The organism is Pantoea sp. YU22 (genome assembly GCF_003970755.1).
Lineage (GTDB): Bacteria > Pseudomonadota > Gammaproteobacteria > Enterobacterales > Enterobacteriaceae > Pantoea > Pantoea piersonii.
Map to the genome: position 1 here is coordinate 39,090 of NZ_RYDU01000011.1, position 16,476 is coordinate 55,565.

Sequence of the window (16,476 nt, forward strand, 5' to 3'; positions counted from 1 at the left end):
GTCAGACGCGCGCCAGGCACGCTTCCACACTCACGATCTCGGCAAAGCGGTTGACCAGCACGGTTTCGGTACGGTGAATAAGCTCGGCGCTGCTGAGCGTAATGCCGTTATGCGTCATCGGGAAAGTCAGGGTCGCTTCGCTGACAAACAGTACCTTAAAACCGAGATCGGACGCCACGCGCGCGGTGGTTTCGCAGCACTGTTCGCTGCGAATGCCGCTGATAATCAACGTATCGATCGCCTGCTCGTTCAGCCAGGGCAGCAGACCCGATTCGGTCAGGGCGTTGTGAACCCGTTTCTGGACGCTCAGCGTCGCCTTGTGCTGCAAAAATTCCATTCGCTTCACCCAGCCGGACGCCAGCGAGAAGGGGCCTTCCGGCGCGACGTGAAACACGTCCACCACCGGGATCCCTTTCGCCTGGCAGCCTGCGATCAGCGTGCTGATATGGCGCTGAAACGCCGGAAAGTCATCTTCCTGCCAGAAATCACGGTGTAGAAAAGAGTGTTGAACATCAATGACCAACAAAGCTGCCTGCGCCATTTTGCGCCTCCTGAGATATGAACCCAGGCCCATCATGACGGGCCTGGAGCGCAGCAGGAAGGCCAAATCGGGACAGGATAGCGACAGCGCGGGACAGGCTTACTGCATCAGCGGCGCAAGCTGCGTATAGAGACGAGCAAAGGTGTCGCGCAGCGGCTGATAGCGCTGATGGCTCGCCGCATCAGGCTGGTGGCGCTGCACCCGCGTTAAGACGGGCAGCGTCGCCCGCGGTTCGATCGCCAGTTGCGCCAGACGCGCCGCGCCCAGCGCCGGACCGACTTCGCCGCCCTGACAGTAATCGAGCGTCTGACCGCTGATATCGGCCAGCATCTGCCGCCACAGCGCGCTGCGTGCGCCGCCGCCAATCAACATAATGCTGGAGGGCGTGACGCCGCACTCGTGCACCGCATCCATGCCCTGCGCCAGCGCATAGCCGACTCCTTCCAGCACCGCCCGCGCCAGCTCCGGCCGACGGTGCTGATGCGTCAGGCCGAAAAAGACGCCTGTCGCCTGCGGGTTGTTGTGCGGCGTGCGCTCGCCGGAAAGATAGGGCAGAAACCACAGCGGCGGTGCGCTTTCATCGGCGCGCGCCGCTTCCGCCAGCAGCTGCGGCACGTCTGCGCAGCCGGTCAGCGCTGCGGCCCAGTCGAGGCAGGCGGCGGCGCTGAGTATGACCGACATCAGATGCCAGCGCTGCGGCAGCGCATGGCAGAAACTGTGCACCGCACGCTGCGGGTTGCTCAGGTAGCCGTCGCTTACCACGAAATAGACGCCGGAGGTGCCGAGCGACAGCATGCCCTGCCCAGGCTCGGTCATCCCGACGCCTACCGCGCCCGCGGCATTGTCGCCGCCGCCCGCCACCAGCGGCACCGGCGGCAAGCCCCAGCGCGCCGCAATCTCGCGGCTTAGCGAGCCGGTTACGGCGTTGCCTTCGAACAGCTGCGGCATCTGGTCGCGCGTCAGGCCGCAGGCGTCGAGCATAACGTCGCTCCAGTCGCGCCGCGCCACATCCAGCCACATCGTGCCTGCCGCGTCGGACATGTCGCTGGCGAAATCGCCGCTCAGCCGCCAGCGCAGATAATCTTTCGGCAGCAGCACCTTCGCCACCCGTTGAAAAATCTCCGGTTCATGCTGCCGCACCCACAGCAATTTGGGCGCGGTAAAGCCAGGCATCATCAGGTTGCCGGTGATCTGGCGCGATTCCGGCACGCGCTGCTCCAGCTCGCGGCACTGTTCGCCGCTGCGTCCGTCATTCCATAAAATGGCCGGGCGCAGTACCTGATGCCCGGCGTCCAGCAGCGTCGCGCCGTGCATCTGACCGCTCAGGCCGATGGCTCTGACCTCGCTCAGGCTGTGCTGCTGCGCCAGCGCCTGCATCGCCCGATCGGTCGCCAGCCACCAGCTTTCGGGATCCTGCTCGCTCCAGAGCGCGTGCGGACGCGACACCTGCAGCGGCGCGCTGCTTACCGCCGCCACCTGCCCCTGCGCGTCCAGCAGCGCTACCTTGACCCCGGACGTGCCTAAATCGATCCCGATATACATGCCTTACTCCCGGTTATCTCAGAAATCATAAAGATAGTGGTTTACCAGGTTTTCCAGCTGCTCCTGGCGACCGCTGCGATGCTGCGGATTAAACTGCTGCTGTTGAGCATGCGCCGCCAGCGAAGCAAGCGAAAACTCCCCTTTCAGGATTTGCTGGCCGAACTCACCATTCCAGCCGCTGTAACGCTGCGCCACGCGCTTGTCCAGCTCGCCCGCTTCTACCATGCGCGCCGCTGCCTTCAGCGCCAGCGCCATCGTATCCATTGCGCCGATATGGCCGTAGAAGAGATCGTATTTGTCGGTGCTCTGGCGACGCACTTTGGCGTCGAAGTTCAGCCCGCCGGTAGTGAAGCCACCCGCTTTAATAATTTCGTACAGCACCAGCGCATTCTCTTCGACGCTGATCGGGAACTGGTCGGTATCCCAGCCGCACTGTATGTCGCCGCGGTTGGCATCCACCGAGCCGAAAATACCCAGCGCGATGGCGGTAGCGATCTCATGATGAAACGAGTGGCCCGCCAGCGTGGCGTGGTTCGCCTCGACGTTCACCTTGATCTCTTTTTCCAGGCCAAACTGCTTCAGAAAGCCGTAAACCGTCGCTACGTCATAATCATACTGATGTTTGGTCGGCTCCTGGGGTTTCGGCTCGATGAGCAGCGTGCCCTGGAAGCCGATTTTATGTTTGTGCTCCACCACCATCTGCATAAAGCGGCCAATCTGTTCGCGCTCCTGGCGCAGATCGGTATTGAGCAGGGTTTCATAGCCTTCGCGTCCGCCCCACAGCACGTAGTTTTCGCCGCCCAGCGTCTGCGTCGCCTGCATGGCGCTGCAAACCTGGCTCGCCGCCCAGGCGAAGATTTCCGGATCGGGACTGGTCGCCGCGCCCGCGCCGTAGCGAGGATGGGTAAAGCAGTTGGCGGTGCCCCACAGCAGCTTCACGCCGCTCTCCTGCTGTTTTTCCAGCAGCTTGTCGGTCATCACCGCAAAATTTTCCTGATAGCTGCGCAGCGAGTCCCCTTCAGGCGCGACGTCGACGTCGTGAAAGCAGTAGTAAGGCACGTTCAGCTTGTGGAAGAACTCAAACGCCACGTCCGCCTTCAGCTTCGCCAGCTGCAGCGCGTCGCCGCTCTTTTGCCACGGGCGGTCAAAAGCGCCGACGCCGAACATATCCGCGCCGTTCCAGCAGAAGGTATGCCAGTAGCAGGCGGCGAAACGCAGGTGCTCGGCCATGGTTTTGCCAAGAATAACTTCGTCAGGATTGTAATGACGAAAAGCCAGTGGATTGGTGCTTTTTACCCCTTCAAAACGAACGCGTTCGATCTGGTCGAAATAGGCGTGCATGTTTCGCTCCTCAGCGTGAAAATCCGGACAGTCGGCCGTGAGCCTTTATATTGCTTGCGCCTTTTCCGCTGGCTCAATTACGATATTTCACACCCAGATTGAGATAATTATTATTTGTGCGTCTGCTCGCAAATTAATAACAACTTCCGCTAAATCTGCTCTCCGTTCCTCTTAAAAACGTTAAATCTCGATCCCGCTCATAAAAATGGAAATAAACCAAAAAACGTAATCGCCGGATAAAAATCAGTAATTGAAGTTGGCGGAAGCTCAGGTCAACAATTCATTCGCCTGGACCAATGCGATAACGACAACAGCCTCTACCTACAGGATAAAAATCATGAAAATGAAACTTACGCTGTTAGCCGCCTGCGCCGCGCTGGCGCTCTTCACTCATGCCGGCATAGCGAAAGAAGTAAAGATCGGTATGGCGATTGACGACCTGCGCCTTGAGCGCTGGCAAAAAGACCGCGACATCTTCGTCAGGCAGGCGGAGTCGCAGGGCGCGAAAGTGTTCGTGCAGTCGGCCAACGGCAATGAAGAGACGCAAATGTCGCAAATTGAAAATATGATCAACCGCGGCGTCGATGTGCTGGTGATCATTCCCTATAACGGCCAGGTATTAAGCAACGTCGTCGCCGAGGCGAAACGCGAAGGGATTAAAGTGCTGGCCTATGACCGCATGATAAATAACGCGGATATCGATTTTTATATATCGTTTGATAATGAGAAAGTCGGCGAACTTCAGGCGGAAAGTATTGTTAAGCAGGTGCCGAAAGGAAACTATTTCCTGATGGGCGGATCGCCGGTGGATAATAACGCGCACCTGTTCCGCGCCGGTCAGATGAAGGTGTTAAAACCCTACATCGACAACGGCAGCATTAAAATAGTGGGCGATCAGTGGGTCGACGCCTGGCTGCCGGAAAACGCGCTGAAAATAATGGAAAACGCCCTGACCGCCAACAGCAACCATATCGACGCCGTGGTCGCCTCCAACGACGCCACCGCAGGCGGCGCGATTCAGGCACTGAGCGCTCAGGGACTGGCGGGCAAAGTTGCCATCTCCGGCCAGGACGCCGATCTCGCCGCCATCAAGCGCATTATTAACGGCACGCAAACCATGACCGTCTATAAACCCATCACCCAGCTCGCCACCGAAGCCGCCAATATCGCTATTGAGCTGGGCAACGGCAAAACGCCCGCCAGCAACGGCAAGCTGAACAACGGCCTGAAAGAGGTGCCCTCTCGCCTGCTGACGCCGATTCAGGTCAATAAAGAGAATATCGAAAGCACCGTGGTGAAAGACGGTTTCCATAAACAGAGCGAGCTCTGAGCGCGCGCGCCGCGAAGAGGAGAGATCGATGCTGCTGGAAATGAACAATATCACCAAGCGTTTCGGCGCGGTGAAGGCGCTGGATAACGTCAGCCTGCGGCTGGAGAGCGGCGAAGTCATGTCGCTGTGCGGCGAAAACGGCTCGGGTAAATCCACGCTGATGAAAATCCTGTGCGGGCTTTACCCACACGGCGAGTTCGACGGAGAGATCCAGTTCGCCGGGGAGAAGATTCAGGCGCAGACCATTCGCGATACCGAACGCAAGGGCATTGTGATTATCCATCAGGAGCTGGCGCTGGTGCGCCAGCTGACGGTGATGGAGAACATCTTTCTCGGCGCAGAGCTGGGCCGCTTCGGCATTGTCGATGACGAAACCATGACGCTGCGCTGCCAGCAGCTGCTGGCGCGGGTGAAGCTCGACGTCTCGCCCGACGCCCGGGTCGGCGACCTGGGGCTGGGACAGCAGCAGCTGGTCGAGATCGCCCGCGCGCTGAACAAGCAGGTGCGGCTGCTGATCCTTGATGAGCCGACCTCTTCGCTTACCGAGCGTGAAACCGAAGTGCTGCTGAGCATTATTCACAACCTGCGCGATCACGGCATCGCCTGCATCTATATCTCGCACAAGCTGAACGAGGTCAAAGCGATCTCCGATACCATCTGCGTGATCCGCGACGGCAAGCATATTGCCACCCGGCCAGCCGCCGGACTCAGCGAGGATGACATCATTACCATGATGGTGGGACGCGAGCTGACCGCGCTCTATCCGCATCAGCGACACACTATCGGCGAAACGGTGCTGCGCGTCGAACATCTGACCGCCTGGCATCCGGTTAACCGTCAGGTGCGCCGCGTCAACGATGTCTCCTTCAGCCTGAAGCGTGGCGAAATCCTCGGCATTGCCGGGCTGGTCGGCGCGGGCCGCACCGAAACAGTCCAGTGCCTGTTTGGCGTCTGGCCCGGCCGCTGGCAGGGCGATATCTGGATAAACGAAAAAAAGGTGCAGATCCGCGACTGCCAGCAGGCGATTGCGCAGGGCATCGCGATGGTGCCGGAGGACCGCAAAAAAGATGGCATCGTGCCGCTGATGGGCGTCGGGAAAAATATTACCCTGGCGGCGCTGGACCAGTTCAGCCACCGCTTTGCGCCGCTTGATGAGACGCGCGAGCAGCACGTTATTAACGCGTCGATCGCGCGACTGCGGGTCAAAACCTCTTCGCCGGAGCTGGCGATCGGCCGACTGAGCGGCGGCAACCAGCAAAAAGCGATTATCGCCAAATGTCTGCTGCTGAACCCGCAAATTCTTATCCTCGACGAACCGACGCGCGGCATCGACGTGGGCGCGCGTCAGGAGATCTATCTGCTGATCAACAGTCTGGTGCAGCAGGGGATCGCCGTGATCGTTATCTCATCTGAACTCCCTGAAGTGCTGGGCCTGAGCGATCGTGTTCTGGTGATGCATGAAGGGCGGATCAAAGCCGATCTGATTAATAACAACCTGACTCAGGAGCAAGTTATGGAAGCGGCCCTGCGGAGTGAACATTATGCTTAAAACCGAAAGTCGTCAGGGCACGCTGCCGGGCGCGCCGTCGCCGGGTAAATTCTCGCTGCCTAATCTACAGGTGCTGGTAATGCTGGGCGCAATTGTGGTTATCGCCCTGTTTTTTACCTGGACCACCGACGGCGCCTGGCTCAGCCCGCGCAATGTCTCTAACCTGCTGCGTCAGACCGCGATCACCGGAATTCTGGCGGTCGGCATGGTGTTCGTGATTATTTCAGCGGAGATCGATCTGTCGGTTGGATCGATGATGGGCCTGCTGGGCGGCGCGGCGGCGATTTTCGACGTCTGGCTCGGCTGGCCGCTGCCGCTGACGATAGCGGTGACGCTGCTGATGGGGCTGCTGCTGGGCACCTGGAACGGCTGGTGGGTCGCCTACCGCAAAGTGCCGTCGTTTATCGTCACGCTGGCCGGAATGCTGGCGTTCCGCGGCATTCTGGTGGGGATCACCAACGGCACAACGGTTGCGCCGACCACGCCTGCGATGTCGCAGATCGGGCAGAGCTATCTCTCCGACGGCGTCGGCTTCGGTTTCGGCATCGCCGGGCTGGCGCTCTTTATGTTGTGGCAGTGGCGGCTGCGGCTGCGCCGTCAGCAGCTCGGACTGACCCAGTCCGCCGCCGGCAGTACGGTGGCGCGTCAGGCGCTGACCGCCGTCCTGGTGCTGGGTGCGATCTGGCTGTTGAATGACTATCGAGGCGTGCCGACGCCGGTACTGCTGCTGGCTTTGCTGCTGCTGGGCGGTATGTTTATGGCGACGCGCACCGCTTTTGGCCGACGTATCTATGCTATCGGCGGCAACCTGGACGCCGCGCGACTGTCGGGCATTAACGTGGCGCGCACCAAGCTGGCGGTATTCGCCATTAACGGCGTGATGGTGGCGATCGCCGGCTTGATCCTGAGTTCGCGCCTCGGCGCGGGCTCGCCATCGGCGGGCAATATCGCCGAACTGGATGCGATTGCCGCCTGCGTGATCGGTGGCACCAGTCTGGCGGGCGGCGTGGGTTCGGTCGCGGGCGCGGTGATGGGCGCCTTTATTATGGCCTCGCTGGATAACGGCATGAGCATGATGGATGTACCCACCTTCTGGCAGTACATCGTTAAAGGAGCAATTTTGCTGCTGGCGGTGTGGATGGACACCGCCACGCGCCGCCGGGTGTAATCGCGTCGACGATCACAACCTGGCGCAAACAATTTCTGCTGTTCATCCGGCCATGCTATGCATTGCGCTGGGATTCAGGAGAGCGCGCCACTATGCATGAAAAACGCTATCGCATTACGTTGCTGTTCAATGCCAATAAAGTCTATGACCGCCAGGTGGTGGAGGGGGTCGGCGAATATTTACAGGCGTCGCAGACCGACTGGGATATTTTTATCGAAGAGGATTTTCGCTGCCGCATCGACAATATCCGGGAATGGCTGGGCGATGGCGTAATCGCCGACTATGACGACAGCTCTATCGAGCGGCTGCTGGCGAACGTCGAGGTGCCGATTGTCGGCGTCGGCGGCTCTTACCATCGCCAGCAGGATTATCCGCCGGTGCACTATATCGCCACCGACAACGCGGCGCTGGTAGAGAGCGCCTTTCTTCACCTTAAAGAGAAGGGCATTAACCGTTTCGCCTTTTACGGGCTGCCCGCCTCCAGCGGCAAGCGCTGGGCGCAGGAGCGCGAACACGCGTTTCGTCAGCTGGTGCAGCGCGAGCGCTATCAGGGCGTGGTTTATCAGGGCATGAATACCGCGCCGGAAAACTGGCAGCACGCGCAGAACCGACTGGCCGACTGGCTGCAAACCCTGCCCCAGCAGACGGGCATTATCGCCGTCACCGACGCGCGCGCGCGCCATCTGCTGCAGGCCTGCGAATATCTCAAAATCCCGGTGCCGGAAAAGCTAAGCGTTATCGGCATCGATAACGAAGAGCTGACGCGCTATCTGTCGCGCGTGGCGCTCTCGTCGGTGGCGCAGGGCACGCGGCAGATGGGCTATCAGGCCGCCAAATTGCTGCATCGCCTGCTGGACAAGCAGCCGCTGCCGCTCCAGCGCATTCTGGTGCCGCCGATTAAGGTGATTGCCCGCCGCTCCACCGACTTCCGCTCGCTGCGCGATCCGGCCGTGATTCAGGCCATGCACTATATTCGCTTCAACGCCTGTAAAGGTATCAAGGTGGAGCAGGTGCTGGACGCTATCGGCCTGTCGCGTTCTAACCTGGAGAAACGCTTCCGCGATGAAACCGGCGATACTATTCACGCCATGATCCACCGCGAGAAGCTGGAAAAAGCGCGCGAGCTGCTGGCCTCCTCCTCTCTGAACATCAACGAAATTTCTCAGATGTGCGGCTACCCTTCACTGCAGTATTTTTATTCGGTATTTAAGAAAAGCTATGCCACCACGCCGAAGGAGTATCGACAGCATCATGGTGAAAGCGTGATGTAAAATGACCGCTGATTTATCAAGGCTAAGCCGCGCACCAGCATAAAATAAACGGCTATTTATTGCAGCCGGGCGGTTTAGCCTTGTGGTTAATATTGTTTTTTCTCTCTTACCCTGCCTGTTAAATAAGCCCGTTTGCTTCTCCGCTTTTTTCCGCTTTCAAAAGTTACAATAGTTACAATATTTGTAATTCTTTTTAAAACATGTGTTGCGAATGTTATATTCCGCCGCGCTTTTAACTGTAACTTAACACACTACCGCTCGTGCTGGATGTGAGTTGAAATTTGAATGGAGATCGCAGCGCCTCCGCAGAAGGCGCGCGGTGTCACTTGCCGGTTATCGACAGATAGCCGTTGGAGAAGTTTTTCATGCGTAAAATTGTACAACTTCTGGCTCTCTGCGCGCCGCTGCTGGTCGCGCAACACGCGGCCTGGGCCGACGAGCAGAAAAATGTCGACGTCATGCTGATTGGCGGCGGCGTAATGAGTGCCACACTGGGAACCTATTTGCAGGAACTGGAGCCACAGTGGAATATTGAGATGGTTGAGCGTCTCGATAAAGTCGCTGAAGAGAGCTCCAACGGCTGGAATAACGCAGGCACCGGCCATTCCGCGCTGGCGGAAATGAACTACACCCCGGAAAAAGATGACGGCAGCATCGATATCAGCAAGGCTGTCGAAATTAATGAATCTTTTCAGATTTCCCGCCAGTTCTGGACTTACCAGGTAAATCGCGGCGTATTGACCAACCCGAAAAGCTTTATTAACAGCACGCCACATATGAGCTTTGTATGGGGAGACGACAACGTCAACTTCCTGCATAAGCGTTATGAAGCGCTGCAGAAAAGCACGCTGTTCCGCGGCATGGAATATTCAGAAGACCACGCGCAGATCGAGAAGTGGATCCCGTTGGTAATGGAAGGCCGCGATCCTAAGCAGAAAGTCGCGGCAACGCGTATTCCTATCGGCACCGACGTGAATTTCGGCGAAATCACGCGTCAGCTGGTGGCTTCGCTGCAGAAAAGCGATCGCTTCTCGCTGGAGACCGGCCACGAAGTGCGCGATATCAAACGCGCCGATAATGGCGGCTGGAACGTGACCATCGCCGATCTGCATAACAACAACGCCGAGCATGTGGTGCACGCGAAGTTCGTGTTTATCGGCGCAGGCGGTGCGGCGCTGCCGCTGCTGCAAAAGTCAGGCATTCCGGAAGCGGATAACTACGCTGGCTTCCCGGTAGGCGGCGAATTCCTCGTCACCGATAACCCGGCCGTGGTGCAGCGTCACCTGGCGAAAGTGTACGGTAAGGCCTCCGTTGGCGCGCCGCCGATGTCGGTGCCGCACCTTGATACCCGTATGCTCGACGGCAAGCGCGTGCTGCTGTTTGGACCTTTCGCGACCTTCTCTACCAAGTACCTGAAAAATGGTTCGCTGTGGGATATGTTCAGCGCGACCACTACCTCCAACTTCATGCCGATGGTGCATGTCGGCCTGGATAACTTCGATCTGGTGAAATACCTGATTGGCCAGCTGATGCTGTCGGACGACGATCGCTTCGCGGCGCTGAAAGAGTACTTCCCTGAGGCGAAGAAAGAGGACTGGCGTCTGGCGATTGCAGGCCAGCGCGTGCAGATCATCAAGAAAGATGCGGAGAAAGGCGGCGTGCTGCGTCTCGGCACTGAAGTGGTCGCATCGAAAGACGGCTCTATCGCCGCGCTGCTGGGCGCTTCGCCGGGCGCATCAACCGCTGCGCCTATCATGCTGACGCTGATGGAAAAAGTCTTTAAAGACAAAGTGGCGTCTGACGCCTGGCAGAGCAAGCTGAAGGAGATCATCCCTTCTTACGGTCAGAAGCTGAACGGCAACGTGGCGGCGACAGAGAAAGAGCTGTCGGAAACCAGCCGCGTACTGCAGCTCGACTACACGCCGATGACGCCAGCGGCGAACAGCGCCCCGGCAGCGACGCCGGTAGCCGCCGCGCAGTAACCGCAGCAAACGGCTGACAAAGCCGATACGCAGGCGACGGGGAGCGAAGAGCAAAGCGTCCCGCGACAGGAGCGTCGCGGGACGAGCGGGCAAGGAAGCCCTGAGTAACATTGCGATCGCTCCCCGCCACCTACATCCAAACCTGCAGTCAGCCTCTTCCGCCCTCTAATCCTGCCTCTGTTCAAACTGCTCAATCACCGCCAGCGACAGCCCCACCGCCGGATCGAGACGCGTCTGCAAAAAATGCAGCGCCGTGTTCTGGAAGGTGAAGGCGGGCGTACTGGTTTCGATACGTTTGCGCACCGTGTCGCAAAACATCGTGTGCGTATTCCAGGGCGCGTCGATAATGACGCTGGCCGGGTTCAGCAGCAAAATAATCTGGCCGATCGCTCTGGCGAGGAAGCTGCCCGCCTGCTGCATCACCTCATCCACGACCTTTGGCGCCTCATTGCGCGTCTGCCAGCTTAAACCGGGACGGCGCTGCGCCAGCTGCTGCTCTATTGCCGGCTTGCTAATCAGCGCCTCAACGCATCCCTGACGTCCACAGCGACAGCGCGGGCCGTCCGGCTGCACATTAAGATGCCCCGCCTCGCCCGCGGTCCAGCTGTGGCCGGTCACTACCTCGCCCTGCTGCACCAGCGCGCCGCCTGTTCCTTCGGCAATACGCAAATAGAAGTGGCTGCTTTCTGTTTTCAACCCAAGCTGCTGAACCGCCAGCAGCGCCGACGCCTTAACGTTATTCATCACGCGCAGCGGCAAACCCACCTTTTGTCTGACCGGCGTCAGCAGATCGACATCCTGCCAACCTAGCTGGCTTGAAAGATGCATCCAGCCGCGCTCTGGATCAACAATGCCGGGGAAGCCCAGCCCGATGCCCAGCAGTTGCGGATGCTTCTCCGCCAGGTCGCTGCACAGGTTCGCCACCTCATCCAGCAGCTTTTTAGGGTTCGTGGTATCGACGCGACGCGTCTGTTCCACCATTACCTGCGAAAAGTAGTCGCAGACGCGCCAGTAAATCGCGTTGCGCTCCACCATAATGCCTGCGCTTTTTAACTTTTCCGGACAGAGAGCGATCTCAATCTTCGGCCGTCCGGCGGCAGCCACGCTGATCGGCCCTATCTCCCGAAGCAGCGACTTTTCCAGCAGTTCATCCACGATCAGCGAAACCGTATTTTTGCTGAGCGACAATATATGGGCTAAATCCTGACGCGAGGTAACGCGCAACCGGCGGAGCTGCGTCATCACGCGCTTCTGATTGTTAAGTCTGAGTAGTGCTGGGCCTTTACTCATGTTCTTTATAGCGCTCATCTGACAGGCAACGTATCTTTCAGTGTAACAGCCCATTGTCATGCCTTATCTGGCACTTTTGCGCGCTGTTTCACACAAGTCGCAGCACAATGCGAAAGGCGTAAAAAAACCGGGTCGCGCCCGGTTTTCTACAAAAAAGAGAAGATTAATATTCGTCGCCGCGCACGCGGCTGCGATAACTTTCCCAGTCGAAGCGCACCCACATGCTGTTGCCGAGACGCATGCGGTCCATTACGCGTTCGCCCAGCAGGGTATTCATGCCTGCGGGATCGAGGTTAGAGAGCATACCGGTCGGGCGTTTCGAGGATGAGCGGCGATCGACGATCTGGTTGATAATCACCTTTTCATAGCGCGATTCGCTCTGCATGCCGATCTCGTCAATCACCAGCAGATCGACGGTGCTGAGATCCTGCAGCAGTCGCTCTTCGGTAATGTCGCTGCCGCCGCTAAAGGTCCCTTTCATGCTGGACATCAGGTCCGCGACGGTCACGATCAGCACGCTTTTACCGCGCAGGATAAGATCGTTGCCGATAGCTGCCGCCAGGTGGTTTTTGCCGGTGCCCGGACGGCCAGAAAAAACGAAGCTGGCGATGCTGCCCTCAAAATCGTCCGCATACTGACGCGCCATTGTCAGCGCTCTGCGCTGGCCTTCGTTCTCGACGCGATAGTTATCGAACGAGCAGTTCATATGCAGCTCGCGAATGCCGGATCGCCCCATTACGCGCTGCATTTTCATCGCGCGGTTTTCACGCACGATAGATTCCGAACGCAGGCGCCCCTGCTCCTGGTTCCAGGCCAGCAGCTCTTCACCGCTGGTGAACTTCGGCTGTACGTTGGCGGGCATCATCTTTTTCAAACGGCTGAACAGATCGGTCGGCGTTTTCATTACTCACCTCGGAACCCATCGGGAATGTTGTAATCAGTATTGCTGATTTGCGTAATGTCGCGTTTTGGCTGGCCGCCGCTGGCGGCGCGGTTCATCTGCACGCTGCGCGCCAGCTTCTGCTGCCACTGCACATGGTGAAACAGGCGGCCTTCCGCCTGCCAGTAGGCAACAAAGGCGGCCAGCTCGGCAGGCGTGACCGGCTCGCTCAGCGCCACGCCCCAGATAGCGGCCTGGCGCTGAAAGTCGGCGTCGGGCTGCCAGCCTGAATACATGGCAAACTTGCCGACCGGCGTCGGCAAGGCGGCTGGCAGGTCGTCATATAAACTGTCATCCAGCGTCACATCGCTGGGCTGCTGCGTCGCCGCCTCCAGCGCCAGCAGATGCGCCAGCCGCTCGGGCGTCACGGCGTAAAATGCCGGAACGTAATTATCCAGCACCGCCAGCGTGCCGTTTTCCGCCTGCTGCAGCGCCTGGCGTGGATCCTGACGAAAGGCATCCAGGCCAATAAGCGTAGAAGTAAGTATTTTGACTGACATGATGAAACCTGACGTTGACCTGCACGTTGCGCCGGCAGAGCACCGGCGCACAAGTCTCTATTGTACCTTTTTTAGCGCCCTGGATCGCCAAAAAAGGCGCATGTTACGAGGAGGATGAAGCGGTCCTGGTGGAAAGCGGCGTCTGCAGCGGCTCAGCAGCCGCTGCCCTGATGCGCGCCGGACGCGTTTGCCACAGATAGCGCGTAGAGGCGAGCCAGCAGAGGCTGTAGCCCAGCAGCTCGGTGCCCTCTTCCGCGATGTTTTTCACCACGCGGTTGTAACCATCCAGCATCAGGTGCTGCCAGAGCTGATGCATGCCGAACAGGCGGGAGAACACCAGTACGATTAGCATGCCGCTGACGGTCATCAGCCAGCAGCGATCCGTCATGAAAGCGACCAGCCCGTCCAGCGTGCCGCGCGGCGAACGCAGCGCCAGCGCCAGACAGGCGGCAGTGGTCGCCAGCGCGAACCATACCCAGCTGCCGTGCTTAATCACGTCGAACACAAAGTCCAGCTCGCGGATCAACATACAGCTGTAGAAGCCACCGATCAGGATAAGCGCGCCGCGCAGGTCGGGACGCCTGTACGCCGACCAGAAGAACATCACCGCGATGGAGGCGAGCATGATCTCCTGTAGCGTCTCCGTCAGCGAGGTCTCGTGCACGGCATTGTTCATCCAGTTAACGTCGATATAGATAGCCGACATCATCAGCACAATGAAGAGTGTTGCAAATAAAAAAGCCGCGCATTCACGGCCAAGTATTGAGAGATTTTCGCGCATTTTATCACCACTTTTTTGATTAGCGCGCTTATTATATGGCGCTGCCTGCTCGCCCTTTCTCATTTTATGCCCCGGACTAAAAGCTGGCGCTGACGCCAAGGCTGTAAATCAACTCCTCCCCATTGTTAATGGCGCTGCTTTGCGAAAAGGCCGCAAAGGCTGCAACATTCTGATTTAACGGTATATTTGCGCCGACACTGACGTCCAGCCGGCTCTCTTCGCGTGCGGCCGCGTCATCCGGCAGGCGATCGCGCGCCTCGCCTGTAAAGCTTTCGCCCGGCTGGTAGCTATAGCTAAGCTGCGCGTAGGGCGCGATCCAGCCCAGCCGGGAATCAACGCGCCAGCCCAGCGTCGCTACGGCGTCGCGGCTAAAATCGCACTGCGGACAGCTGAGCGGCGCGAGCGCTGTCGCATACTGTGCCACCGGTCCGGTGGTCAGCGAAGCGCCCAGCGGCATATCCCAGCCCGCGCTATAGCGCTTGCCGGTCGGCACAGGCTCGACGCGCAGCGTGAACGCCCCCTGAGTCGGGTTCAGCGCCGCGTCCAGGAAATTCATATCGGCATCGTTACCGACAATCAGGTGATTTCGGGAAATTTTTTCAGCAAGGATAGTGTTGTAATCGGGACGCGTGCGCGCGCCGTCATCCGTTGATGACAACGTCTCGCTGCTCCAGGCAAACAGGGGCGTTGCAGAACAAAAAAGCAACGCACTACTCAGCCCCAACGCCGCAAGGCGCTGGCTGGCACACTGACTTTTCTGCAACATGAAAAACTCCAGACGACGCTGAAGAGAACACTCGGCGCTATTAAGGGGCTGTTTTATCGCGCCTGCTGTATAACTATTAACCGGCTGAACGTAAGATCAAGCGTCGCCATAAAATTTTCTCTTCTTCGGGATACTGAACATGCAACGATGCGGCTGGGTCACTCAGGACCCGCTTTACCTGGCCTACCACGATCGGGAGTGGGGCATTGCGCAAACCGATAAGCAGGCGCTGTTTGAGATGCTCTGTCTGGAAGGTCAGCAGGCCGGCCTTTCCTGGATTACCGTGCTGAAAAAACGCGAAAACTATCGTCGCGCTTTTCACGCCTTCGATCCTCAGACGGTGGGTTTGATGGATGAAAACGATCTGGCGTGCCTGATGATGGACAGCGGCCTGATACGCCATCGCGGCAAACTCGCCGCTGTTATCACTAATGCGCGCGCTTACCTGGCAATGGAGGCAAAAGGAGAGGATTTTGCGCGTTTCGTGTGGGGGTTTGTCGATAACCAAACGATTGTGCACCACTTCGCACATTATAAAGAAGCGCCTACGACGTCAGACCAGGCCATAGCGCTGTCGAAGGCGTTAAAGCAGCGTGGGTTTAAATTCGTCGGCCCGACAATCTGCTATTCGTTTATGCAGGCCTGCGGGTTGATTAGCGATCATCAGACAGACTGTTTTTGCCATCCTGACAACCTTTAACGCTTAACCTCAGCAAAATAAGAGTTTCCCTCACCCTTTCTCTGATTATAAGCGGCATAATCTCGCCGCTTTAAAGACGTTATGTCTTTATTTGATTTAGGGAATGAGCATGTATAAAAAATCACTTACGCTTTGCCTGTTACTGAGCGGCAGCCTTGCGCTGTCAGGTTGTACCGTTAATCCATACACCAACGAATCGCAGGCCGGTAAATCGGGCATCGGCGCGGGAATCGGCGCGTTAATGGGCGCCGGCGTCGGCGTTCTCTCCTCATCGAAAAAAGATCGCGGCAAGGGCGCCCTGATTGGCGCAGCGTCCGGCGCGGCGCTGGGCGGCGGCATCGGCTACTACATGGATGTGCAGGAAGCCAAGCTGCGTGAAAAAATGCGCGGCACCGGCGTCAGCGTGACGCGCCAGGGCGATAATATCGTGCTCAATATGCCCAATAACGTCACCTTCGACTCCAGCAGCAGCAGCCTGAAAGCGGCGGGCGCCAATACGCTGACCGGCGTCGCCATGGTACTAAAAGAGTATCCGAAAACCGCGGTAAACGTGGTGGGCTATACCGACAGCACCGGCTCGCGCGCGCTGAATATGCGTCTCTCTCAGCAGCGTGCGGAGAGCGTCGCCAGCGCGTTGATTACGCAGGGCGTCGCGGCGGGCCGTCTGCGCACGCAGGGGCTGGGACCTGATAACCCGGTTGCCACCAACAGCACCGAGGCAGGCAAGGCGCAAAACCGCCGCGTGGAAATCACCCTCAGCCCCACTGGCTGATGC

General features: G+C 58.5%; 15 protein-coding genes. 7 read left to right on the plus strand and 8 right to left on the minus strand.

From position 1 onward, the window contains the following. Window position 1 precedes the first annotated feature (1 nt). The 3 genes from EKL29_RS15350 to xylA all read right to left on the minus strand — a co-directional run bounded on the left by EKL29_RS15350 (window position 2) and on the right by xylA (window position 3,424). A complete protein-coding gene (locus tag EKL29_RS15350) occupies window positions 2-541 on the minus strand; it encodes an isochorismatase family protein (protein ID WP_126690124.1) in 540 nt (179 codons plus the stop codon). Between the two features lie 99 nt (window positions 542-640). Continuing rightward, window positions 641-2,083 carry a xylulokinase gene (gene xylB / locus EKL29_RS15355; protein ID WP_126690125.1) on the minus strand — a complete coding sequence of 481 codons (1,443 nt, stop codon included), beginning with the start codon at window positions 2,081-2,083 and terminating at the stop codon, window positions 641-643. 18 nt (window positions 2,084-2,101) lie between these two features. Then, window positions 2,102-3,424, minus strand: coding sequence for a xylose isomerase (xylA, locus tag EKL29_RS15360; protein ID WP_120457783.1), 1,323 nt, complete (start codon window positions 3,422-3,424; stop codon window positions 2,102-2,104). Window positions 3,425-3,761: 337 nt separating this feature from the next. On the opposite strand from xylA, the gene xylF reads away from it, so the two are divergent. From xylF to EKL29_RS15385, 5 genes are all read left to right on the plus strand, one after another. Further along, a complete protein-coding gene (gene xylF, locus EKL29_RS15365) occupies window positions 3,762-4,754 on the plus strand; it encodes a D-xylose ABC transporter substrate-binding protein (RefSeq protein WP_126690126.1) in 993 nt (330 codons plus the stop codon). A 28-nt stretch (window positions 4,755-4,782) separates the two neighbouring features. Then, window positions 4,783-6,303, plus strand: coding sequence for a xylose ABC transporter ATP-binding protein (locus EKL29_RS15370; RefSeq protein ID WP_120457780.1), 1,521 nt, complete (start codon window positions 4,783-4,785; stop codon window positions 6,301-6,303). Further along, window positions 6,296-7,471: a xylose ABC transporter permease XylH gene (gene xylH, locus EKL29_RS15375; RefSeq protein ID WP_120457778.1), complete on the plus strand. Its 1,176-nt coding sequence runs from the start codon at window positions 6,296-6,298 to the stop codon at window positions 7,469-7,471. The genes EKL29_RS15370 and xylH overlap by 8 nt, the downstream gene beginning before the upstream one ends. Window positions 7,472-7,563: 92 nt before the next feature. Then, window positions 7,564-8,742, plus strand: a complete 1,179-nt coding sequence (xylR, locus tag EKL29_RS15380; RefSeq protein WP_120457776.1) for a D-xylose utilization transcriptional activator XylR — start codon at window positions 7,564-7,566, stop codon at window positions 8,740-8,742. Between the two features lie 365 nt (window positions 8,743-9,107). Further along, window positions 9,108-10,724, plus strand: a complete 1,617-nt coding sequence (locus EKL29_RS15385) for a malate:quinone oxidoreductase (RefSeq protein WP_126690127.1) — start codon at window positions 9,108-9,110, stop codon at window positions 10,722-10,724. Window positions 10,725-10,889: 165 nt separating this feature from the next. On the opposite strand, the gene EKL29_RS15390 is transcribed toward EKL29_RS15385, so the two are convergent. From EKL29_RS15390 to EKL29_RS15410, 5 genes are all read right to left on the minus strand, one after another. Beyond that, window positions 10,890-12,023, minus strand: coding sequence for an ROK family protein (locus EKL29_RS15390; RefSeq protein ID WP_126690153.1), 1,134 nt, complete (start codon window positions 12,021-12,023; stop codon window positions 10,890-10,892). Window positions 12,024-12,177: 154 nt separating this feature from the next. Next, complete coding sequence (gene dnaC / locus EKL29_RS15395) at window positions 12,178-12,918, minus strand: DNA replication protein DnaC (protein ID WP_120457773.1); 741 nt, start codon at window positions 12,916-12,918, stop codon at window positions 12,178-12,180. Then, window positions 12,918-13,454 (minus strand): primosomal protein DnaT, encoded by a 537-nt coding sequence (dnaT, locus tag EKL29_RS15400; RefSeq protein WP_126690128.1) that lies wholly within the window; start codon window positions 13,452-13,454, stop codon window positions 12,918-12,920. The genes dnaC and dnaT overlap by 1 nt, the downstream gene beginning before the upstream one ends. A gap of 103 nt (window positions 13,455-13,557) precedes the next feature. Next, a complete protein-coding gene (locus tag EKL29_RS15405; RefSeq protein ID WP_126690129.1) occupies window positions 13,558-14,235 on the minus strand; it encodes a hypothetical protein in 678 nt (225 codons plus the stop codon). A 76-nt stretch (window positions 14,236-14,311) separates the two neighbouring features. Next, complete coding sequence (locus EKL29_RS15410; RefSeq protein WP_120457769.1) at window positions 14,312-15,001, minus strand: autotransporter; 690 nt, start codon at window positions 14,999-15,001, stop codon at window positions 14,312-14,314. A 139-nt stretch (window positions 15,002-15,140) separates the two neighbouring features. On the opposite strand from EKL29_RS15410, the gene EKL29_RS15415 reads away from it, so the two are divergent. Both EKL29_RS15415 and EKL29_RS15420 read left to right on the plus strand, forming a co-directional pair. Further along, window positions 15,141-15,701, plus strand: coding sequence for a DNA-3-methyladenine glycosylase I (locus tag EKL29_RS15415; RefSeq protein WP_126690130.1), 561 nt, complete (start codon window positions 15,141-15,143; stop codon window positions 15,699-15,701). 109 nt (window positions 15,702-15,810) lie between these two features. Further along, window positions 15,811-16,473 carry an OmpA family lipoprotein gene (locus EKL29_RS15420; RefSeq protein WP_120457766.1) on the plus strand — a complete coding sequence of 221 codons (663 nt, stop codon included), beginning with the start codon at window positions 15,811-15,813 and terminating at the stop codon, window positions 16,471-16,473. Window positions 16,474-16,476: the final 3 nt, after the last annotated feature.

Excerpts from the sequence above, each read along its gene's own strand:
- EKL29_RS15350 (WP_126690124.1), bottom strand. The coding sequence starts at position 541 with ATGGCGCAGGCAGCTTTGTTGGTCATTGATGTTCAACACTCTTTTCTA.
- xylB (WP_126690125.1), bottom strand. The coding sequence starts at position 2,083 with ATGTATATCGGGATCGATTTAGGCACGTCCGGGGTCAAGGTAGCGCTG.
- xylA (WP_120457783.1), bottom strand. The coding sequence starts at position 3,424 with ATGCACGCCTATTTCGACCAGATCGAACGCGTTCGTTTTGAAGGGGTA.
- xylF (WP_126690126.1), top strand. The coding sequence starts at position 3,762 with ATGAAAATGAAACTTACGCTGTTAGCCGCCTGCGCCGCGCTGGCGCTC.
- EKL29_RS15370 (WP_120457780.1), top strand. The coding sequence starts at position 4,783 with ATGCTGCTGGAAATGAACAATATCACCAAGCGTTTCGGCGCGGTGAAG.
- xylH (WP_120457778.1), top strand. The coding sequence starts at position 6,296 with ATGCTTAAAACCGAAAGTCGTCAGGGCACGCTGCCGGGCGCGCCGTCG.
- xylR (WP_120457776.1), top strand. The coding sequence starts at position 7,564 with ATGCATGAAAAACGCTATCGCATTACGTTGCTGTTCAATGCCAATAAA.
- EKL29_RS15385 (WP_126690127.1), top strand. The coding sequence starts at position 9,108 with ATGCGTAAAATTGTACAACTTCTGGCTCTCTGCGCGCCGCTGCTGGTC.
- dnaC (WP_120457773.1), bottom strand. The coding sequence starts at position 12,918 with ATGAAAACGCCGACCGATCTGTTCAGCCGTTTGAAAAAGATGATGCCC.
- dnaT (WP_126690128.1), bottom strand. The coding sequence starts at position 13,454 with ATGTCAGTCAAAATACTTACTTCTACGCTTATTGGCCTGGATGCCTTT.
- EKL29_RS15405 (WP_126690129.1), bottom strand. The coding sequence starts at position 14,235 with ATGCGCGAAAATCTCTCAATACTTGGCCGTGAATGCGCGGCTTTTTTA.
- EKL29_RS15410 (WP_120457769.1), bottom strand. The coding sequence starts at position 15,001 with ATGTTGCAGAAAAGTCAGTGTGCCAGCCAGCGCCTTGCGGCGTTGGGG.
- EKL29_RS15415 (WP_126690130.1), top strand. The coding sequence starts at position 15,141 with ATGCAACGATGCGGCTGGGTCACTCAGGACCCGCTTTACCTGGCCTAC.
- EKL29_RS15420 (WP_120457766.1), top strand. The coding sequence starts at position 15,811 with ATGTATAAAAAATCACTTACGCTTTGCCTGTTACTGAGCGGCAGCCTT.